Origin of the sequence: Halomonas sp. SpR1 (genome assembly GCF_031010175.1) — a bacterium.
Classification (GTDB): Bacteria; Pseudomonadota; Gammaproteobacteria; order Pseudomonadales; family Halomonadaceae; genus Vreelandella.
Window position 1 is genome coordinate 25,536 of record NZ_JAUAMB010000037.1, and the last position, 25,016, is coordinate 50,551.

Here is a 25,016-nt window from a genome sequence, read left to right on the forward strand (position 1 = left end):
CATCCTCTTTCTGTCAAGGAAAGCGGTGACGCGGGAGCTTACTCCCGCGTTGCTGTTTCCGGGGCTAAAACGCACATAGTTAAGTATCACCGTAGTTAAGTATTACCGTAGTTAAGTATTACCGTAGTTAAGTATTACCGTAGTTAAGTATTACCGTAGTTAAGTATCACGTATTTAAGTACCACGTACTTAAGTAACAGTTGAATACATGGCTAAATGTGCAGTTGAGTGCGTAGCTAACCAGGAGGCGTAGGGCCTATGTCCAAACGCGATTATTACGAAGTCCTGGGTGTCGAAAAAGGGGCCGATCAGAAAGAGATCAAGAAGGCCTATCGCCGTCTGGCGCAAAAATTCCACCCTGATCGAAACCCGGACGATAAAACCTCTGCGGAAAAATTCCGCGAAGTGTCCGAAGCGTATGAAGTGCTCAGCGACGGCGAAAAGCGCGCTGCCTATGACCAGTTCGGCCATGCGGGCGTTGATGGCCAAGGTGGCGGTGGTGGTTTCGGCGGCGCAGGTGCTGGCGATTTCAGCGACATTTTCGGCGATGTATTTGGCGATATTTTTGGCGGAGGCGGTGGCCGGCGTCGTGGGCCCAATGCCCCGGCACGCGGCTCCGACCTGCGCTATAACCTAGAGCTGGATCTGGAGAACGCCGTTGCAGGCACAACAGTCGATATTCGCGTTCCGCGGCATATCGAGTGTGACCGCTGCGATGGTGGTGGCGCCGAACCAGGCTCCTCGAAAGAGACCTGCCCGACCTGTCACGGTCACGGTCAAGTGCGTATGCAGCAAGGCTTCTTTGCCGTGCAGCAGACCTGCCCCACCTGTCATGGCTCTGGCCAGCACATTAAAGTGCCGTGCCATAAGTGTAATGGCGAAGGGCGCGTACGCGAGACCCGCACGCTGTCCGTCAAAATTCCGCCCGGCGTGGATACCGGCGACCGTATCCGCTTGAATGGCGAAGGCGAAAGCGGCGTTAACGGTGGTCCGCCTGGGGATCTGTACGTGCAGGTGGCGATCAAGCCGCACCATATCTTCCAGCGTGACGGTAAGCACCTGCAGTGCGATGTGCCGATTAATTTCGTCGACGCAGCGCTAGGTGGCGAGCTTGAAGTGCCCACGCTTGACGGTCGCGTGAAGTTGAAGATTCCGCCGGAAACCCAAACCGGCAAGCTGTTCCGCCTGCGCGGTAAAGGCGTGAAACCTGTACGCGGTGGTATGCCCGGCGACCTGCTGTGCAAAGTGGTCGTGGAAACCCCTGTCAAGCTTAACGATGAGCAGCGAGACCTACTGCGCCAGCTCCAGAAAAGCTTCGACGACAGCAACAGCCACAACCACTCACCGAAGAAAACCGGTTTCTTCGACAGCGTGAAGAGCTTCTTTGAAGATATGAAGCCGTAAAACTGTAATAATGGTTAGCAGTTAGTTGTTTGGTTCAAAAACCCTCGGTTCGCCGGGGGTTTTTGCTGTTTAGGGGATGCTGCGCGCAATGGATAACCTTCAGGATAAACCCATAAAGGGAATTTTGCTCCGGGTGCTATCAGGTGCCCTATTCACCGGCATGCTGGTATGCATCAAGGCAGTCAGTGACGAAGTGCCTGTGGGGCAATCGATATTTTTTCGCTCGCTGTTTGCGCTGTTCCCGATCGTTATCTTTTTAATGATCCGCCGTGAGTTTCCCAAAGCGTTGGTCACCCGCCGACCGCTGGGTCATTTATTGCGCTCTGGGTTGGGCGCGGCGGCGATGTTCTTCTCGTTTTCCTCCGTGGCGTTCTTGCCAGTGGCCGAGGCGACGCTGTTGATTCAACTGGCGCCGGTGTTTATGGCGATAGGTGGCGTGCTGCTGCTCGGTGAAAAGTTCTCCTTTTATCGCGCAGGCGCTGTTGTGCTGGCTCTTGCGGGTATGGCTGTGCTGGTGCTTCCTGGGCTTAACGCAAGCGAAGGCGATGGGCGGCTGCTGGGTTATGTGCTGGGTACGCTGGGGGCGCTATTGACCGCCGGGGCGCTGCTTACCGTTCGGCGCATCTCGCGCACCGAAACCGCCGGCTCCATTGCCTTCTACTTCATTGTGGTGGCAGCGCTAGCCGGGCTGGCGACGCTGCCGCTGGGGTGGGCCTCACTTAGCCACACTCAGTTTGGCCTTTTGGTGCTCTCAGGGTTGTTTGGCGGGGCGGGGCACATCGCCATGACGCTGGCGTTTCGCTATGCTGAAGTCTCGCGGTTGGCTCCCTTTGAGTATGTGGCGCTGGTGTGGCCTGTGATTGCCGATTGGGTGCTGTTTGGTATACCGGTCTCTAGTGGCTTCCTGCTCGCGCTACCGCTGATGTTATCCGGGGTAGCGCTTGCGGCGATGGAGGGGCGACGGATTAAATGGCTATTTCGACGATAAGCTGGAGTTGGCCTTTCGAGCAACGACTATCAAAGCGCTGCGCGGAAACATGCCGTTCCAGTGTATTGTCATTCGCTGCTTGGTGCTGGTCACTGCGGGCATTACGCTAGTAGGTATTTTATTGATGCTTTTATGGAGGAGTCATCATGCCTTTATCTCGTGTTGAAATTGCCACGCCTTCCGCCGAGCGTTTAATCAATCGTCTGTGCAAACACTGGGCGCATAAGCTGGAGGTCGAGCAGAGCGATCAGCAAGCCACCATCACCTTTGCCACTGGTACCTGCTTAATGCTCGCGGAGCCCGATAAATTAGTGGTGGCTCTCGAAACTCTCGAAGAGGAGCATTTGGATGAGCTTGAAGGTGTGGTCGAGCGCCATCTGATCCGAATGGCAGGCGATGAAGAGCTGGCGATCGTATGGGAGAACTGAGTTGCCCTTGGCTAGGTTAGTCGTTGTGGGAGGGAGCTTCAGCTCGCGAATGTCGAACGCCGAATGCGCCGGCGCCTCTGCTATAATCGCGACAAATTTTGATCTCGCTATTTTTCGCACGCAACTGAAACCCAGAGCGCAGGAGTTCGCATGACCCGAATTGCCATTGTAGGCGTGGCTGGCCGCATGGGCCGGACGTTAGTAAATGCTGTAGAGCAAGAGGCTAAGGCGACGCTAGCCGGTGGAATCGTGGAGCCAGGCAGCTCTTTGGCGGGCGCTGACATTGGCGAGCTTGCCGGGATGGGGAAGCGTGGCGTTGCCGCGGTAGACTCTCTGGACTCGATTGTCGATGACTTTGATGTGCTGATCGACTTCACCGCACCACAGGTCACCTTGGCCAACCTGGCATTCTGCGCCGAGCACGGTAAACGTATCGTGATTGGCACTACCGGTATGAGCGATGATGAACTGGCCCAGCTCGATAGCTACCGCGAAAAGGTCGCTATGGTGTTCGCACCCAATATGAGCGTTGGGGTTAATTTGACCCTAAAGCTGCTTGAAACCGCTGCCAAAGCGCTGGGCGATGAAGGCTACGACATTGAAGTGATCGAGTCCCACCATCGCCATAAGGTCGATGCGCCTTCCGGCACCGCGATCAATATGGGCGAAGTGATTGCCGACAGCCTGGGGCGTAACCTGAAAGAACACGGCGTGTTCGAGCGGGTTGGTCAGTGCGGCCCGCGCAGCGATAAAGAGATCGGCTTTGCCACCGTGCGCGCGGGGGATATCGTCGGTGAGCACACGGTGATGTTTGCCACCGAAGGCGAGCGCATCGAAATCACCCATAAAGCCTCCAGCAGGATGACCTTTGCCAAAGGCGCGGTGCGTGCGGCGCGCTGGGTCGCCGATAAAGAGAGCGGTCGTTACGATATGCAGGATGTGTTAGCGCTGAGCTAGCAGAGCGATTGATAGCACCCTTATTGGTCGTTAGCGAGCGAGAAGGGGGAAGCTCCCTTCTCTCCTTAACAAACGGCGGGGTTTGTTTAAAACAGGCTGGGTTGCTGTGTCTTCTGCTGCCGCTCGAAGGCGTGGCGCCACTCGTAATGAGAGGTTTCCCGGTAGCGTGAGAATTTAAAATCCTCAGGCGGCGCCGTTGCGCTGTTTGCGAGCAGGTCTTTTACCAGCTTGCCGACCGCATAGCCTAAGCTGGCGGGTACCGCGTTGCCCACCTGTTTATATTGCTGTAGTAACGGCCCCGCCAATTGCCAGCTATCGGGAAATTCCTGAATTCTTTTGTACTCTTCTATGGATAAGGGGCGATCTTCCTCTGGGTGTGCCAGGTCGGTAGCGGGCATAGCGGGATGGGTCACCAGAGTAGGCGAGGGCTTATCCCAGCTTAGTCGCCTCAAAAAGCCGGTTTTTCCACCGCCGGAAAAATAGGACTTACCCAATGCTTCTTGCTGCAAAGCGGGGGGTAAGGCGCGCCAATTCTGCCCGGCCTTTAGCTGGCGATAATACTTCAAGCGCTTTTCTGGAAAATTAAGATGGGTGTGGCTCTGTAGGCCAGCGACGGCCTCTTTGAAGGTTTTCCACTTAGGGAGCCCATGACTGCCGTGCTCGGAGTGGGTTGGCTGTAAAAAGGGTGCTGCGCTCCCATCACGAGAGCAAATAATGATGACCCTTTCACGGGTTTGTGGGGTACCAAAATTTGCCGAGTTATACAGATTGAAAGTGCATGAGTAACCGGCTTTCTGCAGTAGGCAGAGCACGAAATTAAGCGCTCCGCCTTTCATCTCGTCTAGCGAGAGATCAGGGAAGCCGGGGCCACGCTGGCTATGGGGCCGGTGATCCATCGGGCAGGAAAGCAGTCCGCGCACATTCTCAATGACCAGAAAGCGTGGCTGTATCTCGATAGCCAGCTCGATAAACTTTAGAAAGGCGTTGCCGCGATCATCGTTGAAGGCTTTTCGTTTGCCCGCGGTGCTAAACGCCTGGCAGGGCGGGCCGCCTACCATCAGATCAACACTCTCTGCTTCAAGCTTCGCCGCTGCTAAAATTTGTGCGGCTGAGCATTCATTGATGTCGCCGAGTAAGGCTGTATTGGGGCGATTGAGCAGAATTGTTTGGCGGCAGTATTTGTCGAATTCGCAGGCCAGGCGAATATCAAACCCCGCAGCTTCAATGCCCAAATCCAACCCCATGGCGCCGGAAAAAAAGCTCAAAGCGACTGGCTTATCCGTATCGCCGGAGGCATCAAAGTAGGCGGGGTGGTCTTGTGCGCTGCGCTGCGCTGTTTCTTGCTGATACTGTTGGACGCTCTCAGCATCGACCACCCAGGTGCTGCCAATTCTTTCTGCCCTTAGCACCTGTTTTCGGCACAGGGATCTAGCGTGCTGGGGGCTTACGCCAAGCATTAACGCGGCATCTTCAATGCTGATATGGGTACTCACTCTTGTTTCCCTTGCGAAACCTTAGGCAGGTACCTATGGTCGGCGTCTGGCCAGTTTGTGTCAACGTGCGCTTTAGGGGGTAGTCTTGGGGCAATAATTCCTGTAACATTTCAAAAATTTTGGCCGGGTGGCCTGGAAATCCTAGACGGCGCGCTTGTTGCGTTGGCCAGCCCAAAGCCTGCCCGAGCCCGTTAGCAGTTTTGATGATTAGCGAGCGGCTCAGAAGGGCATCGAACAACAAGCGGGATGAAACCGATTCTTTTTATCGGCTTCGTCCCGCTTTTTTACGACCCCAGTTTTACTAGTGATAGATGTTATTGGCGATAGTTTTACGTCGTGGATAATCAAGAAATTGCTGAGCCTGCGCCCCACAGGCTCCCACCAGCATGGGAGGATCTTGTTTTGAATAACCCCACATTGAGCAAACCCGCAATATTGGCCCTGGAAGATGGCAGCGTGTTCCACGGTATCGCCATTGGCGCGGACGGATTAACCAGCGGTGAGGTGGTGTTCAATACGGCCATGACCGGCTATCAAGAAATCCTCACCGACCCCTCCTACACCCGCCAAATCGTCACTCTCACCTATCCCCATATCGGCAATACCGGCATTAACGCTGAAGACGTTGAGTCCGCTTCTATTGCCGCCGCAGGCCTGGTGATTCGCGATCTGCCACTCATGGCCAGCAGCTTCCGCTCTGAGCAGTCGCTGTCGGACTACCTGAAAAGCCAGAACGTGCTGGGCATTGCCGATATCGATACCCGCCGCCTGACGCGCATTTTACGCGATAAGGGCGCTCAGAACGGGGCGATTTTGGCGGGTGCTGAGGCTGAGGGCGATGATGCGGTGGCGCGAGCACTGGAAGCTGCCAAGGCATTCCCAGGCCTGAAAGGGATGGATCTGGCCAAAGAAGTGTCGTGTAAAGAAGCCTACGAGTGGTCGGAAGGTGAGTGGACGTTGGGTGAAGGCTATGCCGATGCGTCTAAAAGCGAGCGCCCCTACCATGTAGTGGCGTACGACTACGGGGTGAAGTTCAATATTCTGCGCATGCTGGCCGCGCGCGGCTGCCGCTTGACGGTGGTGCCTGCGCAAACGCCTGCCGCTGAGGTGCTGGCGATGAACCCGGATGGCGTTTTCCTGGCCAACGGCCCTGGTGACCCGGAGCCCTGCGACTACGCTATTAAAGCGATCCAGGACGTGCTGGAAACCGATATTCCAGTGTTTGGTATCTGCCTGGGCCACCAGCTACTGGCGCTGGCCGCTGGTGCGAAGACAGTCAAGATGAGCCACGGCCACCACGGTGCCAATCATCCGGTGCAGGATCTGGATAGTGGCACGGTGATGATCACCAGCCAGAACCACGGCTTTGCGGCAGACGAAGCGACCCTGCCCGCCAACGTGCGCGCAACCCACCGGTCGCTGTTCGATGGCACCTTGCAGGGGATTGAGCTTACCGACCGACCGGCGTTCAGCTTTCAAGGCCACCCGGAAGCGAGCCCCGGCCCGCGTGATGTAGCGCCGCTGTTTGATCGCTTTGTCGCCATGATGCAGGCGCGTCGCTAACGCGGGCTGCCACATCGCCGTCTTTTTCGCTCATCGTCACCATTTTTTGCGGGAACCGTTATGCCTAAGCGTACCGACATAAACTCTATCTTGATCATTGGCGCTGGCCCGATTGTGATCGGCCAGGCCTGCGAATTCGACTACTCCGGCGCCCAAGCGTGTAAAGCGCTGCGCGAGGAGGGTTACCGGGTTATTTTGGTTAACTCCAACCCGGCCACCATCATGACCGACCCGGCCATGGCCGATGCCACCTATATCGAACCGATTACCTGGCAGGCGGTAGAGAAAATCATCGAAGCCGAGCGCCCGGATGCGATTCTGCCCACCATGGGCGGTCAGACAGCACTGAACTGCGCCCTGGAGCTAGAGAAGCACGGCGTGCTGGAGAAGTTCGGTGTGGAGATGATCGGTGCCAACGCCGATGCCATTAACATGGCCGAAGACCGCGATCTGTTCGATCAGGCCATGAAGCGCATTGGCTTGGAGTGCCCGAAAGCGAAAGTCGCCCACACCATGGATGAAGCCTGGGAAATTCAGGCTGAGCTTGGCTTCCCGACCATTATTCGTCCTTCCTACACCATGGGCGGCTCCGGCGGCGGCGTGGCGTACAACAAGGAGGAGTTCGAGGAAATCTGTACCCGCGGTTTCGAGCTCTCCAACAACCACGAGTTGCTCATCGATGAGTCACTGCTGGGCTGGAAAGAGTACGAGATGGAAGTTGTGCGTGATAAGAACGACAACTGCATCATCGTCTGCGCGATTGAGAACTTCGACCCCATGGGCGTGCATACCGGTGACTCCATTACCGTGGCCCCGGCGCAAACGCTGACCGATAAAGAGTATCAGATCATGCGTGACGCCAGCCTCGCGGTACTGCGCGAGATTGGTGTAGAGACCGGCGGCTCCAACGTCCAGTTTGGTATGGATCCCAAGACTGGACGCTTAGTCGTTATTGAGATGAACCCGCGGGTGTCGCGCTCTTCAGCATTGGCCTCCAAGGCAACCGGCTTTCCGATTGCTAAAATCGCCGCCAAGCTGGCAGTGGGCTATACCCTGGATGAGCTGCAGAACGATATCACCGGTGGGCGTACCCCGGCATCGTTTGAGCCGTCCATCGACTACGTGGTTACCAAGATTCCGCGCTTCACCTTTGAGAAATTCCCCCAGGCCAATGATCGCCTGACGACGCAGATGAAGTCGGTGGGCGAGGTGATGGCGATTGGGCGTACCTTCCAGGAGTCGCTGCAGAAAGCCCTGCGCGGCCTGGAAACCGGCAACGACGGCCTTGATCCGATCATTACCGACTTTACCCCAGACAACATGGCGATTATCCAAGGCGAGCTGCAGGCCGCCGGTGCCGAGCGTATTTTCTATGTGGCAGATGCCATGCGCTCAGGTATGAGCGTCAAGGACGTATTTGCGCTGACCAATATCGACCCCTGGTTCCTGGTGCAGTTGGAAGATCTGGTGCTGACTGAAAACGCCGTCGCCAAGCGCACGCTGGGCGATTTCTCTGCCCGGGAGCTCTATCAGCTCAAGCGCAAAGGCTTCGGCGATGCGCGCCTGGCCAAGCTGCTTAACGTCACTGAAAAAGAGTTCCGTCAGACCCGCCAGGCCGCAGGTATTCGCCCGGTCTATAAGCGCGTTGATACCTGTGCGGCGGAATTCGCCTCTGATACCGCCTACATGTACTCCACCTACGAAGAAGAGTGCGAGGCGGATGTTTCTGACCGCCAGAAGATTATGGTGCTGGGCGGTGGCCCTAACCGTATCGGCCAGGGCATTGAGTTTGACTACTGCTGCGTTCACGCCGCCTTCGCTATGCGCGACGACGGCTATGAAACCATTATGGTCAACTGCAACCCGGAAACCGTCTCTACCGACTACGACACCTCTGATCGCCTCTACTTTGAGCCAGTAACCTTGGAAGACGTGCTCGAAATCGCCGATAAAGAGAAGCCGGTGGGCGTGATCGTGCAGTTCGGTGGCCAAACGCCGCTGAAACTGGCCCGCGCGCTAGAGGCCGCTGGTGTGCCGATTATCGGCACCACGCCGGACGCCATCGACCGCGCTGAAGACCGCGAGCGCTTCCAGGTGATGATCGACAAGCTGGGTCTCAAGCAGCCGCCCAACGCCACCGCGCGCAGCTTTTCCGAAGCGTTTGATAAAGCCGAAGCGATTGGCTACCCGTTGGTGGTACGCCCGAGCTACGTATTGGGTGGTCGGGCCATGGAGATCGTCTACGACGCCTCCGAGCTTGAAAACTACATGACCCACGCGGTGAAAGTCTCCAACGACTCACCGGTGCTGCTGGATCACTTCCTGAGTGCGGCGATCGAGATCGATATTGATGCAGTGTCAGACGGTCAGCAGGTGGTGATTGGCGGCATCATGCAGCACGTAGAGCAAGCGGGTGTTCACTCCGGCGACTCCGCCTGTGCGCTACCGCCTTACTCGCTGCCTGCGGATGTACAGGACGAGATGCGCCATCAGGTGAAACAGATGGCCGTTGAGCTGGGTGTGAAAGGCTTAATGAACGTGCAGCTCGCCTGGCAGGATGGCGAAATCTACGTGATTGAGGTCAATCCTCGCGCCTCTCGTACGGTGCCTTTTGTCTCCAAGTGCATTGGCACCTCGCTGGCGCAGATTGCCGCGCGCTGCATGGCCGGTAAAACCCTGGCTGAGCAGGGCTTTGAGCGCGAAATCGTGCCGCACTTCTATAGTGTTAAAGAGGCGGTCTTCCCATTCAATAAATTCCCCGGTGTCGATCCGATTCTCTCACCAGAGATGAAGTCTACCGGTGAAGTGATGGGTTCTGGCGACACCTTTGCCGAGGCCTTCTTCAAAGCCCAGCTGGGGGCCGGCGAGGCGATTCCTGCACTGACCGGAGAGCGTAAAGCGTTCCTCTCGGTGCGCGAACCTGACAAGGCGGGGATTATCGAAGTGGGTCGTTCTCTGTTAGCATTAGGCTTTACGCTATGTGCAACACAGGGGACAGCAGCTGCTTTGGAAGCTGCTGGGCTTGCCGTGGAGCACGTCAATAAAGTCTACGAAGGTCGTCCCCATATCGTCGATCTGCTTAAGAACGACGAAATCGCCTACATTGTGAACACTACTGAAGGTCGTCAGGCTATTAACGACTCTTCGGTCATTCGCCGTACTGCTCTCGCGCGCAAGGTGCCCTATGCGACCACCTTGGCGGGCGCTAATGCTGTTTGCATGGCGCTTGAGTACGGTAGGGAGATTACGGTGCGGCGCCTTCAGGATCTGCATGCAGGAGCAAGTCAATGAACAAGGTCCCGATGACGGTTGCGGGAGAAAGAAGTCTTCGCGAAGAGCTGAATCATCTCAAAGGCGAAGCGCGTCCGCAGGTGATCGCGGCCATCGCCGAAGCGCGTGAGCACGGCGATCTAAAAGAGAACGCCGAATACCACGCCGCGCGCGAGCAGCAGGGGTTTATCGAAGGGCGTATTCAGGAGATCGAAGGCAAGCTCTCCGTCGCGCAGGTGATTGATGTCACCAAACTGCCGAAAACCGGCAAAGTGATTTTTGGTGTCACTGTATCGCTGATAAATCTGGAGACCGATGCAGAGGTTACTTATCGCATCGTCGGTGAAGACGAAGCGGATATTAAAGCTGGCCGTATCTCGGTTACCTCGCCAATAGCCCGCGCTTTAATCGGCAAGGAAGAGGGTGATGTCGTGGTGGTGAAAACACCCGGTGGTGACGTGGAGTATGAAATAGGTAGCGTCGAACACCTGTGATAAAAAAACGCCCCTTCAATTGGCCTGCATTAGGTCGGTTGAAGGGGCGTTTAGTGCAGCGGCGTTTAAAGTGAGTTCAAGCTAGCAGTTAATGCCGTCCGTGGTGGTTCTCGAAGCGGGTAACGTTAGAGAGCTTCGGGTTCACCTGCGGGTTTCTGCGATAGAGCAGTGCCATTTTGCCAATGGTTTGCACCAGATCGGCACGGCTGTTGGCGATCAATTCGGCTATAATGGCCGCACGATCGTCACGCTCAGGAAGGGCGAGTTTCACTTTGATCAGTTCGTGATCGGTGAGCGCGCGGTTGAGTTCTGCGAGCAAATTTTCGGAGACGCCGTTCTCAGAAACGGTGACCACTGGGTTAAGATGGTGGCCAATGCTACGAAATGCTTTCTTTTGTGCCTGTGACAAGCTCATGGTATCTTGCGGTATCCCGGTTAGCGCTTAACGCTCCATCTTACGGTGAAATGCCACCGAGTGAAAGCGATCGCGTGAATGCGCCCATCTCTTATTCCAGTGTTAGATTCCCACATGCAGCAAAAGCCCCCGAACCGAAAACATTCTGTCAGCAAGACCAGCAATAACTGGAAGAAGGAGCATTTTGACGACCAGTATGTGAAGCAGAGCTGGCAAGATGGTTACCGCTCCCGTGCCAGCTATAAGCTGATTGAGCTGGATGAAAAGGATAAACTATTGCGTCCCGGTATGACGGTGATTGATCTGGGGGCTGCCCCCGGCGGGTGGAGCCAAATTGCTGCGGAGAGGGTCGGGCCTGAAGGTGTGGTGATTGCCTCTGATATCCTGGAGATGGATGCGCTAGCAGGTGTGGACTTTATTCAGGGTGATTTTACTGAAGAGGCGGTGCTAGAGGCGATACTAAAACGCCTGGATAATCGCCGGGTAGACCTTGTGATGTCGGATATGGCCCCCAATATGAGTGGCATGGCGGCGATTGATCAGCCTCAGGCGATGTACTTAGTGGAGCTAGCGTTAGAACTCGCGCGCGAAACGTTGTCACCTGGTGGTCGGTTTTTAGCTAAAGTATTCCAGGGGGAAGGGTTTGACGCCTACTTGAAGGAGCTGCGCGGCAGCTTTAGCAAAGTGGTGACCCGTAAGCCGGATGCCTCCCGGGCACGCTCCCGTGAAGTCTATTTTCTGGCCGAAGGGTTTCGCGGGTAACTGGTTAGGTTGGTTCGGCAGTTGCTGGCGTGGCTCATAGCCAAGATTTATCAGCGCGATTGCCAGACAGGCATGCGCAAGGTGTGTCACATTAGTCGCCATAAGTGCGCGTGACGCAGATGGCCCGAGGCATAAGACGCTTTGGCAATGGTTGAACGCTTGATGTTGATGTACTGTCTTATTACTAAGCTTATGAGTAGAAGACTTTATGACGCATCAGCGTTTAACTGACAGATTCTTGTAATGAGGGTAGCCCCTTGAACGATATGGCGAAGAACCTGATTCTGTGGTTGGTCATCGCGGCCGTCCTACTGACAGTGTTCAACAATTTCAGTACGGAAAGCGCACCGCAAAACACAAACTACTCTCAGTTTGTGCAGCAGGTGCAAAATCAGCAGGTACGTAGCGTGACCATTGATGGCTATACCATCCGTGGTGAGCGCACGGACGGCTCTCAGTTCCAGACAATCCGCCCGGCGGCGGAAGATCCGAAGCTGATGGACGACCTGTTGAGCAATAATGTGACGGTAGTGGGCAAAGAGCCAGAACAGCAAAGTATCTGGACGCGGCTGCTTATCGCCAGCTTCCCGATTCTGCTGATTTTGGGCATTTTTATGTTCTTTATGCGCCAAATGCAGGGCGGTGCCGGTGGTGGTAAAGGCGGCCCGATGAGCTTTGGTAAATCGAAGGCCAAGCTACTCTCTCAAGACCAGATCAAAACCACCTTTGCCGACGTGGCGGGTTGTGATGAAGCCAAGGAAGAAGTCGAAGAGCTGGTCGACTTCCTGCGTGACCCGACCAAGTTTCAGCGTCTGGGCGGTACGATTCCCCGCGGCGTCTTGATGGTGGGCCCTCCGGGTACTGGTAAAACGCTGCTGGCAAAATCCATTGCCGGTGAAGCGAAAGTGCCGTTTTTCTCTATTTCGGGTTCTGACTTCGTTGAAATGTTTGTCGGTGTTGGTGCATCCCGTGTGCGCGACATGTTCGAGCAGGCCAAGAAGCAGGCGCCGTGCATTATCTTTATCGACGAAATCGATGCGGTAGGTCGCTCACGCGGTGCTGGCATGGGTGGCGGTAACGACGAGCGCGAGCAGACGTTGAACCAACTGCTGGTCGAGATGGATGGTTTTGAAGCCAACGAAGGCGTTATTGTTATCGCCGCGACCAACCGTCCAGACGTGCTCGACCCTGCGCTGATGCGTCCAGGCCGCTTTGACCGTCAGGTCACGGTTGGCTTGCCGGACATTCGTGGTCGTGAGCATATTTTGGGCGTTCACCTGCGTAAAGTGCCGCTGGGTGATGACGTAAAACCGCAGCTGATTGCACGTGGTACGCCGGGATTCTCCGGCGCGGATTTGGCCAACCTGGTTAACGAAGCCGCCCTGTTTGCCGCACGCCGTAATAAGCGTCTGGTGAGCATGGAGGAGCTTGAGCTCGCCAAGGACAAGATCATGATGGGCGCTGAGCGCAAATCAATGGTCATGACCGACAAAGAGAAGCTCAATACGGCTTACCATGAGTCGGGCCACGCCATTATCGGTCTGGTTGTGCCTTCCCATGACCCGGTCTATAAAGTAACGATTATTCCCCGCGGACGTGCCTTGGGCGTGACCATGTTCCTGCCGGAAGAGGATCGCTACAGCCTTTCCCGTCAGCAAATCCTGGGGCAAATCTGCTCGCTATTCGGTGGCCGTATTGCCGAAGAGATGACGCTAGGCCCGAACGGTGTGACGACAGGGGCTTCCAACGACATTAAGCGTGCTACTGAGCTGGCTCACAACATGGTCGCCAAGTGGGGCTTGTCGGAGGAAATGGGTCCGATCATGTACGACGAGGATGAGTCGCATCAGTTCCTCGGTGGCCCAGGCCAGGGTGGCGGCAAGATGAAGTCGGGCGATACCACGACGCGTCTTGATAAGGAAGTGCGCAAAATCATCGACGATTGCTACGAGCAGGCGCGCCAGATCCTGACCGACAATCGCGATAAGCTCGATGCCATGGCTGAAGCGCTGATGAAGTATGAGACCATTGATGCCGCGCAGTTGAAGGACATCATGGAAGGTCGCGAGCCGCGCCCGCCGGAAGGCTGGGACGACGGTGACTCATCCGGTGGCGGCACGCCTATCAATGATGATAAGCAGAAGACAAAGGCCGAAGACGACGCCTCCAGCACTTCAGGAAGCGATGCTTCTGGAGGCGGTGATGGCGAAGAGGACGACGACGAGCCACGTCGCCGCCCCTCAGACCCGCTAGGCGGCCCTGCTGGCCCATAACAGCCATGAGTCCCCTATGAGCAAAAGGCGCCCCGTCAAGGGGCGCCTTTTTTGGTATGCTGTGTACACATCACTGCAATGTTTCTTTTCTTGATCAGGCTGCAGCATGAAATCAATTCTGGACACGTCCTCGACACGAAGCGCAGAAAGCGCGCTCCAACTGCGTTGCGGACGCCATCTGCTGGATCTCTCCTTCCCTCGTGTGATGGGCATTCTCAATGTAACCCCGGACTCCTTTTCCGATGGTGGGCAGCACGTGGCATTGGATGATGCTCTGCGCCACGCTGAGCGGATGCTGGCTGAAGGGGCGGCAATGATAGACGTGGGCGGCGAGTCGACTCGTCCTGGGGCTACCCCGGTTAGCTCCCAGGAGGAGTTGGATCGGGTGGCGCCGGTGGTGGAAGTCCTGGTTCGCGAGCTGGATGCGTTGGTGTCGGTGGACACCAGCTGCCCGGCGGTTATACGCGAGGCAAGCGGGTTGGGCGCGGGAATGATTAACGATGTGCGCGCATTAGAGCGCGAAGGCGCCCTGCTGGCCGCAGTGGGGAGCGGCTTGCCCGTCTGCTTGATGCATCGTCAAGGCGAGCCGCAGGATATGCAGCAGGCACCCGCTTATCAGCGCCCGATCGAGGATGAGGTGGCGGATTATTTGGCCCGTCGGGTTGCCGAGTGCGAGGCGGCTGGCTTGCGCCGCAGTCGGCTATTGGTTGACCCTGGATTTGGCTTCGGCAAAACCGTCGAACACAATCTACGCTTACTCAAATACATGGAGTCTCTACGGTCACTGGAGCTTCCATTGTTAGTGGGCATGTCACGCAAAAGCATGATTGGCAAAGTGTTGGGCCGCCCGGTAGAGGAGCGTCTCTCCGGTGGTTTAGCGCTTGCTGCCATGGCGGTGGAGCGTGGGGCAAATATTTTGCGCGTGCATGATGTGGCTGCAACGGTCGATGCAGTCAATATGGCGTGGGCGGTACTACAAGAAGGCTGCGAGCCGCCGCTAAACAAGGAGTTTGACGCATGACAAGGCGCTATTTTGGGACGGATGGCATCCGCGGGACGGTGGGGAAATCGCCGATTACCGCCGACTTTATGCTCAAATTGGGTTGGGCGGCGGGACAGGTGCTGCGCCGGGATAAAGGTCGAACGCGAGTGCTGATTGGTAAGGATACGCGGATCTCCGGCTATATGTTCGAATCCGCCCTAGAGGCAGGGCTCTCCGCGGCGGGTGTCGATGTATCACTGTTGGGGCCAATGCCCACGCCGGGTATCGCCTATTTGACGCGCACATTTCGCGCTGACGCAGGCATTGTCATTTCAGCGTCCCACAACCCATTTGACGATAACGGCATCAAGTTCTTCTCGGCAGAGGGTAAGAAGCTACCGGATGACACGGAAGATCATATCGAAGCGATGCTGGAGACGCCGCTGACCACGGCTGAGGCCGCCCAGCTGGGTAAGGCAACCCGCATTGACGACGCCGCAGGCCGTTATATCGAGTTTTGCAAATCGACACTGCCTGATCGGCTTAGCCTGCACGGCCTCAAAATCGTCCTGGATTGTGCCCATGGCGCCACTTACCATATCGCCCCTAATGTGTTTCGCGAGCTGGGCGCAGACGTGACCACCATTGGCTCGGCGCCTGACGGGTTAAACATTAACCAGCAGGTGGGCTCTACCCATCCTGCCGCATTGAGGGCTGCCGTGATTCAGCAAAATGCTGATTTGGGCATCGCCTTTGATGGCGATGGCGACCGCGTGCTGCTGGTAGACGGCGACGGGCGAGAAGTGGACGGTGACGATATCCTCTACCTGATTGCCCGCGATCGCCACGAGCGGGGTTTGCTCCAAGGCGGCGTCGTGGGCACGCTGATGTCTAATTTTGGCTTGGCGATGGCGCTTGATAAGCTGGGGATTCCCTTTGAGCGAGCTAAAGTCGGTGACCGCTTTGTAATGGAACGCATGGCCGCCAATGGTTGGGAGTTAGGCGGTGAGTCGTCAGGGCATATTGTCTGTGGTCATGTGCAGACCACCGGGGACGGGGTCGTCTCTGCGCTGCAGGTGCTGGCGCTGATGATGCGCGAGCAGAAGAGCCTGCCGACACTGTTAAAAGAGCTGGAGAAAGTACCCCAGGCGCTGGTTAATGTGCGTTTGCCCGCGGGCACCAGCGCCAAGGAAGTGATGGCGTCTGCGCCACTTCAACAGGCGGTGGCTGCGTTAGAACATGAGTTAGGCGATGAGGGCCGCGTGCTGCTGCGCCCGTCAGGTACTGAGCCGCTCATTCGTGTGATGGTGGAAGGTCGCGCCCATCTAGATGTCGACCAATTGGCGCGAACCCTGGCTGACCAGGTACAGGCACTGCTTAACTAGCTACGTCGCATCAATCAGCACAGAAAACCGGTTCCGTCAGCAGGTTTAGTAAATAGGTTCAGTAGACAGGTTGGGTAAACCCAACCTGTAAGCATAACAGCGGTTGTCTTGACAAGGCCGCTCCTATACCATTTCGCTCCACCTTGAGTGAGGAGAGTCGATGCGTACGCCTTTAATCGCCGGCAACTGGAAAATGAACGGTTCCGTGGCGTTGATCAATGAATTCGGCCAGGCCTTCTCCGCCGCCGTATCGCCAACGAACGTGGATGTGGTTATTATTCCGCCGTTTCCCTATTTGGATGCGGCGCGCCATGCGTTTGAAGGTACGGTGCTGTCGTTAGGCGCGCAAACATTGAACCCCATTCACTCTGGGGCGCATACCGGTGAAGTCAGTGGCCGCATGCTAAAAGAGTTCGCGGTCTCTTATGTGTTGGTGGGGCACTCCGAGCGACGCCAGCTCTATAAAGAGAGCGATGAACAAATTTTAGCGCGCCTTTTGGCAGCCTTAAGCGTTGATCTCACGCCGATCCTTTGTGTAGGTGAATCGCTAGAGGAGCGCGACGCAGGGCGCACGATGGATGTGGTGCTTCGCCAAGTGGGGTATGTAATGTCTCGCCTGGAGCCCGATCAGCGCAAGCAGGTCGTGATTGCCTACGAGCCCGTTTGGGCAATTGGCACTGGGCGTACGGCGAGCCCTGAGCAGGCCCAGGAAGTGATGGCGGGCATCCGTGCCTACCAGGCGGGTTTCGATAAGGGGCTCGCTGAGCAACTGCGCTTGCTTTACGGTGGCAGCATGAACGCAAGCAATGCGGCTGAGCTGCTCACTCAGCCAGATATCGACGGCGGTCTAGTGGGCGGAGCCTCACTCAAGATCGATGATTTTTATGCCATTTGTCAGTCAGCAGGATAACGCCATGCAAGTTGCAATTCTTATGATCCATGTGGTGATTGCGGTCGCCCTGGTGGTACTCATTCTGCTTCAGCAGGGTAAAGGTGCCGAAGCGGGTGCTGCCTTCGGGGGCGGCGCGTCACAAACGGTATTTGGTTCGCGGGGCAGCGGTAACTTTTTGTCGCGCACGACGGCGGTGTTGGCGGCGGGCTTTTTCGTCACCTCGATGGCGTTGGCTTATTTTGCTACCCAAGCAGGCCAGGCGCCGGAAGCCGGTATTCCAGACTCGCGTCTGATCGAGCAGCAGCAAAGCGTTCCAACGCTTGACGACAGGCCTGCAGACGTGGATAATGCCGCGCCAGTGCTAGAGGAAAGCAGCGAGTAAGTAGCTGTCTGTTTTTTTAGCCTCCCCTGATGCCGAAGTGGTGGAATTGGTAGACACGCTATCTTGAGGGGGTAGTGACCGTATGGTCGTGCGGGTTCAAGTCCCGCCTTCGGCACCATCTGTTTTGCTGGCACGCCAGCTTCCCAGAACGTTTCTTTTGTTATCAGAATGCCAATTTCGGCACCTGAGGCGAAAAAGACAGCTTGACGTAAGAAGTTCTTGACGTAAATAGCTTTAGTGTCTATTATCGTCGACCTAGATTGATGCGGGGTGGAGCAGTCTGGTAGCTCGTCGGGCTCATAACCCGAAGGTCATCGGTTCAAATCCGGTCCCCGCTACCATTTTCTAGTAGCATGTTCTAGATTGTTATTCTTAAAGTATATCGGAAAAGGTATATTGAAAATAACAGTCATCTCAGGTATAGCCTGTTACATGTTGCTAAGACGGTACTGGAAGTAGTACTTGAGAAATGGTACACAAGGTTTCTTTCAAAAAGCCCCTTCCAGTGAAGGGGCTTTTTGTTAGCAGCTTTTGGCTGGCAAGCGCGCTTGTGCGCTGTTTTATTGGCGCCCGCCTTGTTAGCAAGAATATCGTTAGCACGAATAACTTAATAGCGGATGTCGTCCAGAAAACCGGAGACACATTCCCGAGTAACGCCAATCAGCCACCTAGCTTATCTAATAACTCCTGGCCAGGTGCCTGATGCAACGGCTATAGGAGCTTTGTCTGTGGCCACTAAACACGCTGCGCTTCACGCGCTGATCGAACCTGTTGTTGCTGCCATGGGCTTTGAGCTATGGGGCATCGACCATCTTTCCCAGGGCAAAAATTCGCGGCTGGTGATCTATATCGAGCGCGAGAGTGGTGTCAGCGTGGAAGACTGCGCAGATATTAGCCGCCAAGTCAGTGCCGTTATGGATGTAGAAGACCCCATTGCCGGTGAGTATCGGTTGGAAGTCTCCTCACCAGGCATGGCACGTCCCTTGTATTCCCTGGATCAGTTTACCCGCTTTCAAGGTCACCACGTCGCGCTGAAACTGCGCACTGCCTTTGACGGGCGGCGCAAGTATCAAGGGCTCTTGGTCGGTGTTGAGGGGGATGAAGTGCTCCTACAACTGGATGGCGAAGAGTACTGCTTTCCAATTGAGAGTATTGATTCTGCTCACATTGTACCGCAGTTCGACGATTGACCGGGTGGCGGCGCTGCCGGCAGGCTGCCGGGGTGATGCACATAAGGATAGGTTTTCTGGCGAGGCATACGCATGAGTAAAGAAATATTAATGGTCGTTGACGCGATCTCCAATGAGAAGGGCGTCCCGCGTGATGTCATCTTCGAAGCGGTAGAAGCCGCTCTTGCGAGCGCGTCACGCAAGCGTTTTGAAAGAGAAGAAGCCAATGTGCGCGTGCATATTGACCGTCGCACTGGCGAATACGAGACCTTCCGCACCTGGACGGTTGTGGAAGATGACGAATTCGAAACGCCAGATTACGAAATTAAACAGAGTATTGCTGAGCAGCGCGATCCACCGCTGAAATTAGGCGATGTGGTGGAAAAAAGCATCGAAAATGCTTCGTTTGGCCGTATCGCGGCACAAACCGCCAAACAGGTGATCGTACAGAAGGTACGTGAAGCTGAGCGGGCCGAAGTGGTGCGCCAATATGCAGATCGCGAAGGCGAGCTGGTGGCGGGCATTGTTAAAAAGACCACCCGTGACGGCCTGATCATTGACTTGGGCGAAAATGCTGAAGCGTTTTTACCGCGCAATGAAATGATCCACGGCGAGCGTTACCGCATGAACGAGCGGGTGCGCGCGCTGTTGGTCAAGGTGGATCCAGACGCACGTGGTGCACAGCTTCAGCTATCGCGGACGTGCCCCGAGCTGATCATTGAGCTGTTCAAGATTGAAGTGCCCGAGATCGCCGAGCAGTTGATTGAGATCAAAGGCGCTGCTCGCGACCCCGGTTCACGGGCTAAAATTGCGGTAAAAACCAATGATCGCCGCATTGATCCTGTGGGTGCCTGTGTGGGTATGCGCGGTTCGCGCGTTCAAGCGGTCTCTTCCGAGCTGCAAAACGAACGCGTTGATATCGTGCTGTGGGACGATAATCCTGCCCAATTGGTGATTAATGCCATGGCGCCCGCCGATGTTGGGTCTATCCTAGTGGACGAAGACGCCCACGCGATGGATGTGGCAGTGGCGCAAGACAACCTTGCTCAGGCGATTGGCCGCAGTGGTCAGAACGTGCGTCTGGCCTCTGAACTCACCGGCTGGCGGATTAACGTCATGACCGAAGAAGAGGCGGAGTCCAAGCGCGATCAAGAGATTGATAGCTTGGTGGACTCTTTTATCCAGCACCTTGAAGTGGATGAAGATGTCGCGCGCCTGTTGGTGGAAGAAGGGTTCACTACCCTGGAAGAAGTCGCCTACGTGCCGATGGAAGAGATGCTCGAAATCGAAGAGTTCGATGAAGATTTGGTAGAGCAGCTTCGCGCACGGGCGAAAGACGAGCTGCTGACGATGGCCATTGCCTCGGAAGAAGCGCTAGACGGTGCCCAGCCAGCAGCTGATCTGCTGGAGATGGAAGGCATGGAGCGCCACCTGGCCTTCATTCTCGCCAGTCGCGGTATTGTCACTATGGAAGATCTCGCCGAGCAGTCTGTCGACGATCTGGTCGATATCGAGGAGTTAGACGAAGCGCGCGCAGCGGCACTGATCATGACTGCCCGTGCGCCCTGGTTTGAAGTCGATGACGCATCGGATTCGAACACACAGTAAAAGGTCACGGGCTGAGGAGGGTCAATATGTCAGATATGACAGTTAAAGATTTCGCAGGAAAGGTGGGCCGTGATGTGCCTCGCCTACTAGAGCAAATGAAAGAAGCGGGTTTAAAGCACGCTTCAGAAAGCGATGCGGTGTCTGAAGAAGACAAGCAGAAGCTGCTGAGTTTCTTGAAGAAGAGCCACGGCGGTAGTGACACCGCTGAGCCGGGCAAAAACCGCATCACGCTAACGCGCAAAACCCGTAGCCGTATCAATACCGGCGAGCGTGGCAAAACCATCGAAGTGCAGGTACGTAAGAAAAAAACCTACGTCAAAAGCGCTGAAGATGAAAAGCCGAAAGCGCCGGAGCCTAGCTACACCGGCCCGCGCCAGCTAGTGGGCGATATGGCAGAAGCCGAAGCCGAGCGCAAGGTTTCTGATGCGCGTGAAGCAGAGGAAAAAGCCGCTGCACAGAAAGCCCGTGCTGCACAGGTAGCTGAAGCGACCGCGCGTAGTAATAAAGAAGCTGAAGCAGCGCGTAGTAAGAAAGAGGCTGAGTCAACGCCAAGAGCAGCCAAAGCGCCTGCAACGCCAGATATCTCCGTGCCCGATCTTGAGATCGACGACACGCCGTCCGGTGACGATATGCCGCCAGCGCCGCCCAAAGAGGGCCGCTCTGACCGTCGTACTGCGCCGCCTAAGAAGGCTGCTGCGGCGAAGGCCAAGGGCCGTCGTGACGATGACGATCGTGGTGATCGCGAAGAGCGCAAACGCGGCAGCGGTAAGAAGGTAAAACGTGCCGAGCAGCGTCGCGGTGGTCGCCGTGGTGGCAACCAGACCGGCAATGGCAAGCACGCTTTCCAGAAGCCGACTCAGCCGATCGTACGTGAAGTATCGATCCCTGAATCGATCAGCGTGGCGGAATTGGCCGACAAGATGTCGATCAAGGCCAACGAAGTGATCAAGGCCATGTTTAACATGGGCGCGGCGGTCACCATCAACCAAACCATCGATCAGGATACGGCTGCGATCGTGGTGGAAGAGATGGGCCATACGGCGAAGCTGGTTAAAGATGACGCGCTGGAAACGGAAATGCTCGAAGGCATCTCCTATGAAGGCGAAGAGATCACCCGCTCACCCGTTGTCACGGTAATGGGTCACGTTGACCACGGTAAAACATCGCTGCTCGATTACATCCGTAAAGCCAAGGTGGCCACCGGCGAAGCGGGCGGTATTACCCAGCATATCGGTGCCTACCACGTAGAAGATAACCACGGTGGCGTTACCTTCCTGGATACCCCTGGTCACGCGGCGTTTACCGCTATGCGTGCCCGCGGTGCCAAGGCGACAGACGTGGTTATCCTGGTCGTCGCTGCGGATGACGGCGTTATGCCGCAAACCATCGAGGCGATTGAGCACTCTAAAGCTGCCGAAGTGCCCTTGGTCGTGGCGGTCAATAAAATCGATAAAGATGGTATCGATCTTGATCGCATCAAGAATGAGCTTTCCCAGCACGGCGTGATCTCAGAAGAGTGGGGCGGTGATACCCAGTTTGTTCACGTGTCTGCTAAGACCGGTGAAGGTATGGAAGAGCTGCTGGAAGCGATTCAGCTGGCCTCCGAAGTGCTTGAGCTGAAAGCCGTGCCTTCCGCGCCCGGTAAAGGTGTTGTGGTTGAGTCACGCCTTGATAAAGGTCGTGGCCCGGTCGCTACCGTACTGGTTCAGAACGGTACGCTGAGAAAGGGCGATATCGTCCTGGCTGGTCTGCACTACGGCCGCGTGCGTGCGCTGACCAACGAACTTGCCCAGCAAGTCGACGAGGTTGGCCCGGCCATGCCGGTAGAGATTCAAGGCTTGGGCGGTACGCCGGATGCTGGCGACGACTTTATGGTCGTGGCCGACGAGAAGAAAGCCCGCGAAGTGGCCAACTTCCGTCAAGGCAAATATCGCGAAGTGCGCCTGGCGCGTCAGCAGAAGGCCAAGCTGGAGAACATGTTCAGCCAGATGGGCCAAGACGAAGTGGCCAAGGTCAACGTCGTCCTCAAAGCCGATGTGCAAGGCTCGCTGGAAGCGATCAAAGGCGCTCTGGAAGAGCTCTCCACCGATGAAGTCGAAGTGGCTGTGGTTTCCTCCGGTGTCGGTGGTATCACCGGTACCGATGCCAACCTGGCGCTTGCTTCTGAAGCCATCGTGGTCGGCTTTAACGTCCGTGCTGACGCCGCTGCCCGTGAGATTATCGAACGTGAAGGCCTGGATCTGCGCTACTACAGCGTTATTTACCAGCTGATCGACGAGGTCAAACAGGCGATGAGCGGTATGCTCGCACCTGAGTGGAAAGAAGAGATTGTCGGTATTGCCGAAGTGCGCGATGTGTTCCGGGCACCGAAGATTGGCGCCATCGCTGGCTGTATGGTCATTGAAGGCAACGTGCATCGTAATAAGAAGATCCGCGTGTTGCGCGATGACGTGGTGATCTACGAAGGCGAGCTCGAATCGCTACGCCGCTTCAAAGACGATGTGCAGGAAGTGCGCAACGGCATGGAGTGTGGCATCGGCGTGAAGAACTACAACGATGTCCAAGTCGGCGATAAGATCGAAGTCTTCGACCAAGTGAAGGTCGAACGTAGCCTGTAAGGCTGCGAGGAGCTAAACATGCGCGAATTTAAGCGTACCGACCGGGTGGCCGACCAGCTCCAAAAGGAGCTGGCGGTGTTGATCCAACGAGAAGTGAAAGACCCGCGTTTGGGCATGGTTACAGTTAGCGGTGTCACCGTTAGCCGTGACCTTGGCTACTCCGATGTCTACGTCACTTTGTTGGGTGAGCAGGATCCCGAGCGTATTAAAGAGAACCTGCAGGTACTCAAGCGCGCTGCCGGTTTTCTAAGAAGCCAGATCGCTAAGCGCATCAAGTTACGCCACGTGCCGGAACTGCGTTTTCATTTCGATGAAAGCGTGGTGCGCGGTCAGCAACTCTCTTCACTGATTGATGAAGCGGTGACGACGGATCGAGCGCGTCATCAGGATGAAGAGGACGATGCCGAGCAGGGCGAGGAAACTCGCTAGTGGCGCGTCAACGTCGCGGTTTACCGGTCAATGGCGTACTGCTGCTGGATAAGCCCAAAGGGCTTTCCAGCAACCATGCGCTGCAGCGTGTTCGTCGGCTGTTCCAGGCCCAAAAAGCCGGGCACACCGGCACGCTAGACCCGATGGCAACTGGTTTATTGCCGATTTGCCTCGGCGAAGCGACCAAGTTCTCATCGCACTTGCTGGAAGCCGACAAGGTGTATCGCACCCGGATAGAACTGGGGGTGATCACCGATACGGGCGATGCGGAAGGCACGATTATTGAGCAGCATGCGGTTCCCAGCTTAAGCGTCGATGACGTGGAAGCTGTGCTCACTCGCTTTCGCGGTGAGATTGACCAAGTGCCGCCGATGTACTCGGCCTTAAAGCATCAGGGTAAAAAACTTTACGAGCTGGCCCGGGAAGGCAAGCACGTAGAGCGTGCAGCCCGGCGAGTAAGCGTGTATGATGCGCGCCTGCTATCGTTTGAAGGCACTGCTTTTGAGCTGGAAGTAAGCTGCAGTAAAGGCACTTACATCCGCACGTTAGCTGAAGATATTGGTCGAGCGCTTGGCTGTGGCGCGCACATCAGTCAACTAAGAAGGCTCAAAACGGGGCCCTTTTTAGCTGACGCGATGTGGACGCTAGAGGCCTTGGAAGCATTGGCCGACCAAGCGGCACTGGAAGCTGAGCTAATGCCAGCGGACGTGTTGGTAGATCACTTACCGTCGTTGACGGTAGACGATGCTGCCCACAACCGTTTGGCCCATGGTCAGTCTGCCAATCTGACGACCGGCACGTTAGCGCCGGATGCGTTAGCCCGACTTTATTACGCCGAGACGTTTATCGGCCTTGGCGTAGTGAAAGGTGCCCAGGAAGTGGCGCCTAAGCGACTGTTAAGTACCGTCGCTATCTCGTGAGATACGTTGCAAGGATGCAGCCGTCTGCGTGAAGCTAGCTGGTGGAAAGAAACTAGCTAGTAGAAAATAGTAGCCTGAGACTGCAAATATGCGTGGTCTCAACCATTCATTTTTAGGCATATTGCTTACTGGAGATACAGATGGCTTTAACCGCTGAGAAGAAGGCCGAGATCGTCACCGAATACGGCCGCGGCGATAACGATACCGGTTCCCCTGAAGTGCAAGTTGCACTGCTGAGCGCCAACATTAATGGCCTGCAGGATCACTTCAAGACCAACAAACAGGATCACCACTCTCGTCGTGGTCTGATCCGCATGGTTAACCAGCGTCGTAAGCTGCTGGACTACCTAAAGCGTAAGGATTTCGAACGCTATCAGTCCCTGATTCAGCGTTTAGGTCTGCGTCGTTAAGCGTTAACGGCAACGATTCGAAACGGGCAGCTCCTTGTGAGCTGCCCGTTTTTTTATGGTGCGCCAGGCATGGCGCGCAGCGCCTTGACTGGCGCTGTTCCTGGGGGTGGTGCCTCAGGATGACTTGGGGGTGAAAGTCCCCTGCACGCCCGGCAAGGGGAAGTGCTAGCCGAC

At 56.1% G+C, this 25,016-nt stretch carries 21 protein-coding genes and 2 tRNA genes; 21 read left to right on the top strand and 2 right to left on the bottom strand.

Going from position 1 to position 25,016, the window contains the following annotated elements:
• The first annotated feature begins 258 nt into the window (after positions 1-258).
• The 4 genes from dnaJ to dapB all read left to right on the top strand — a co-directional run bounded on the left by dnaJ (position 259) and on the right by dapB (position 3,777).
• A complete protein-coding gene (dnaJ, locus tag QT231_RS20075; protein WP_007111846.1) occupies positions 259-1,404 on the top strand; it encodes a molecular chaperone DnaJ in 1,146 nt (381 codons plus the stop codon).
• A gap of 88 nt (positions 1,405-1,492) precedes the next feature.
• The gene (locus tag QT231_RS20080) at positions 1,493-2,392 is read left to right on the top strand and encodes a DMT family transporter (protein WP_308338584.1); all 900 of its coding nucleotides are present in this window, start codon (positions 1,493-1,495) and stop codon (positions 2,390-2,392) included.
• Positions 2,393-2,538: 146 nt separating this feature from the next.
• Positions 2,539-2,820: a DUF2218 domain-containing protein gene (locus tag QT231_RS20085; protein WP_308338585.1), complete on the top strand. Its 282-nt coding sequence runs from the start codon at positions 2,539-2,541 to the stop codon at positions 2,818-2,820.
• A 150-nt stretch (positions 2,821-2,970) separates the two neighbouring features.
• Positions 2,971-3,777 carry a 4-hydroxy-tetrahydrodipicolinate reductase gene (dapB, locus tag QT231_RS20090; protein ID WP_308338586.1) on the top strand — a complete coding sequence of 269 codons (807 nt, stop codon included), beginning with the start codon at positions 2,971-2,973 and terminating at the stop codon, positions 3,775-3,777.
• 86 nt (positions 3,778-3,863) lie between these two features.
• Here dapB and QT231_RS20095 read toward each other — a convergent pair whose 3' ends face one another.
• Positions 3,864-5,270, bottom strand: coding sequence for a DNA cytosine methyltransferase (locus QT231_RS20095; protein WP_308338587.1), 1,407 nt, complete (start codon positions 5,268-5,270; stop codon positions 3,864-3,866).
• A 417-nt stretch (positions 5,271-5,687) separates the two neighbouring features.
• Between QT231_RS20095 and carA the strand changes: the two genes are divergently transcribed.
• From carA to greA, 3 genes are read left to right on the top strand one after another with little or no spacing between them, the layout of a single operon-like run.
• A complete protein-coding gene (gene carA, locus QT231_RS20100; RefSeq protein WP_308338599.1) occupies positions 5,688-6,833 on the top strand; it encodes a glutamine-hydrolyzing carbamoyl-phosphate synthase small subunit in 1,146 nt (381 codons plus the stop codon).
• A 60-nt stretch (positions 6,834-6,893) separates the two neighbouring features.
• A complete protein-coding gene (gene carB, locus QT231_RS20105; protein WP_308338588.1) occupies positions 6,894-10,124 on the top strand; it encodes a carbamoyl-phosphate synthase large subunit in 3,231 nt (1,076 codons plus the stop codon).
• A complete protein-coding gene (greA, locus tag QT231_RS20110; RefSeq protein WP_308338589.1) occupies positions 10,121-10,597 on the top strand; it encodes a transcription elongation factor GreA in 477 nt (158 codons plus the stop codon). Before carB ends, greA begins: the two co-directional genes overlap by 4 nt.
• A gap of 88 nt (positions 10,598-10,685) precedes the next feature.
• Here the strand turns inward: greA and yhbY are convergent, their stop codons facing one another.
• Positions 10,686-11,012, bottom strand: a complete 327-nt coding sequence (yhbY, locus tag QT231_RS20115; RefSeq protein ID WP_308338590.1) for a ribosome assembly RNA-binding protein YhbY — start codon at positions 11,010-11,012, stop codon at positions 10,686-10,688.
• Between the two features lie 114 nt (positions 11,013-11,126).
• Here yhbY and rlmE point away from each other — a divergent pair, with 114 nt between their 5' ends.
• The 14 genes from rlmE (at position 11,127) to rpsO (ending at position 24,842) form a co-directional block, all read left to right on the top strand.
• Positions 11,127-11,774, top strand: a complete 648-nt coding sequence (rlmE, locus tag QT231_RS20120) for a 23S rRNA (uridine(2552)-2'-O)-methyltransferase RlmE (protein ID WP_035582941.1) — start codon at positions 11,127-11,129, stop codon at positions 11,772-11,774.
• Between the two features lie 257 nt (positions 11,775-12,031).
• On the top strand, positions 12,032-14,047 hold the full coding sequence (ftsH, locus tag QT231_RS20125; RefSeq protein WP_308338591.1) for an ATP-dependent zinc metalloprotease FtsH: 2,016 nt from the start codon (positions 12,032-12,034) through the stop codon (positions 14,045-14,047).
• A 106-nt stretch (positions 14,048-14,153) separates the two neighbouring features.
• Positions 14,154-15,068 (top strand): dihydropteroate synthase, encoded by a 915-nt coding sequence (folP, locus tag QT231_RS20130; protein ID WP_308338592.1) that lies wholly within the window; start codon positions 14,154-14,156, stop codon positions 15,066-15,068.
• Positions 15,065-16,414, top strand: a complete 1,350-nt coding sequence (gene glmM, locus QT231_RS20135) for a phosphoglucosamine mutase (RefSeq protein WP_308338593.1) — start codon at positions 15,065-15,067, stop codon at positions 16,412-16,414. Before folP ends, glmM begins: the two co-directional genes overlap by 4 nt.
• A gap of 160 nt (positions 16,415-16,574) precedes the next feature.
• Entirely contained in the window at positions 16,575-17,324 is a 750-nt protein-coding gene (tpiA, locus tag QT231_RS20140; protein ID WP_308338594.1) for a triose-phosphate isomerase, read from the top strand.
• A 4-nt stretch (positions 17,325-17,328) separates the two neighbouring features.
• Positions 17,329-17,688: a preprotein translocase subunit SecG gene (gene secG, locus QT231_RS20145; RefSeq protein WP_226250340.1), complete on the top strand. Its 360-nt coding sequence runs from the start codon at positions 17,329-17,331 to the stop codon at positions 17,686-17,688.
• 31 nt (positions 17,689-17,719) lie between these two features.
• A tRNA-Leu gene (locus tag QT231_RS20150) sits at positions 17,720-17,806 on the top strand.
• 146 nt (positions 17,807-17,952) lie between these two features.
• A tRNA-Met gene (locus QT231_RS20155) sits at positions 17,953-18,029 on the top strand.
• Positions 18,030-18,416: 387 nt separating this feature from the next.
• Positions 18,417-18,878 (top strand): ribosome maturation factor RimP, encoded by a 462-nt coding sequence (gene rimP / locus QT231_RS20160; RefSeq protein ID WP_007111828.1) that lies wholly within the window; start codon positions 18,417-18,419, stop codon positions 18,876-18,878.
• Positions 18,879-18,950: 72 nt separating this feature from the next.
• Positions 18,951-20,465, top strand: coding sequence for a transcription termination factor NusA (nusA, locus tag QT231_RS20165; protein ID WP_308338595.1), 1,515 nt, complete (start codon positions 18,951-18,953; stop codon positions 20,463-20,465).
• Positions 20,466-20,491: 26 nt separating this feature from the next.
• Complete coding sequence (infB, locus tag QT231_RS20170; protein WP_308338596.1) at positions 20,492-23,083, top strand: translation initiation factor IF-2; 2,592 nt, start codon at positions 20,492-20,494, stop codon at positions 23,081-23,083.
• 18 nt (positions 23,084-23,101) lie between these two features.
• Positions 23,102-23,512, top strand: coding sequence for a 30S ribosome-binding factor RbfA (gene rbfA, locus QT231_RS20175; protein WP_308338597.1), 411 nt, complete (start codon positions 23,102-23,104; stop codon positions 23,510-23,512).
• Positions 23,512-24,432, top strand: coding sequence for a tRNA pseudouridine(55) synthase TruB (gene truB, locus QT231_RS20180; protein ID WP_308338598.1), 921 nt, complete (start codon positions 23,512-23,514; stop codon positions 24,430-24,432). Before rbfA ends, truB begins: the two co-directional genes overlap by 1 nt.
• Positions 24,433-24,572: 140 nt before the next feature.
• Complete coding sequence (gene rpsO, locus QT231_RS20185; RefSeq protein WP_007111823.1) at positions 24,573-24,842, top strand: 30S ribosomal protein S15; 270 nt, start codon at positions 24,573-24,575, stop codon at positions 24,840-24,842.
• Positions 24,843-25,016 lie beyond the last annotated feature (174 nt).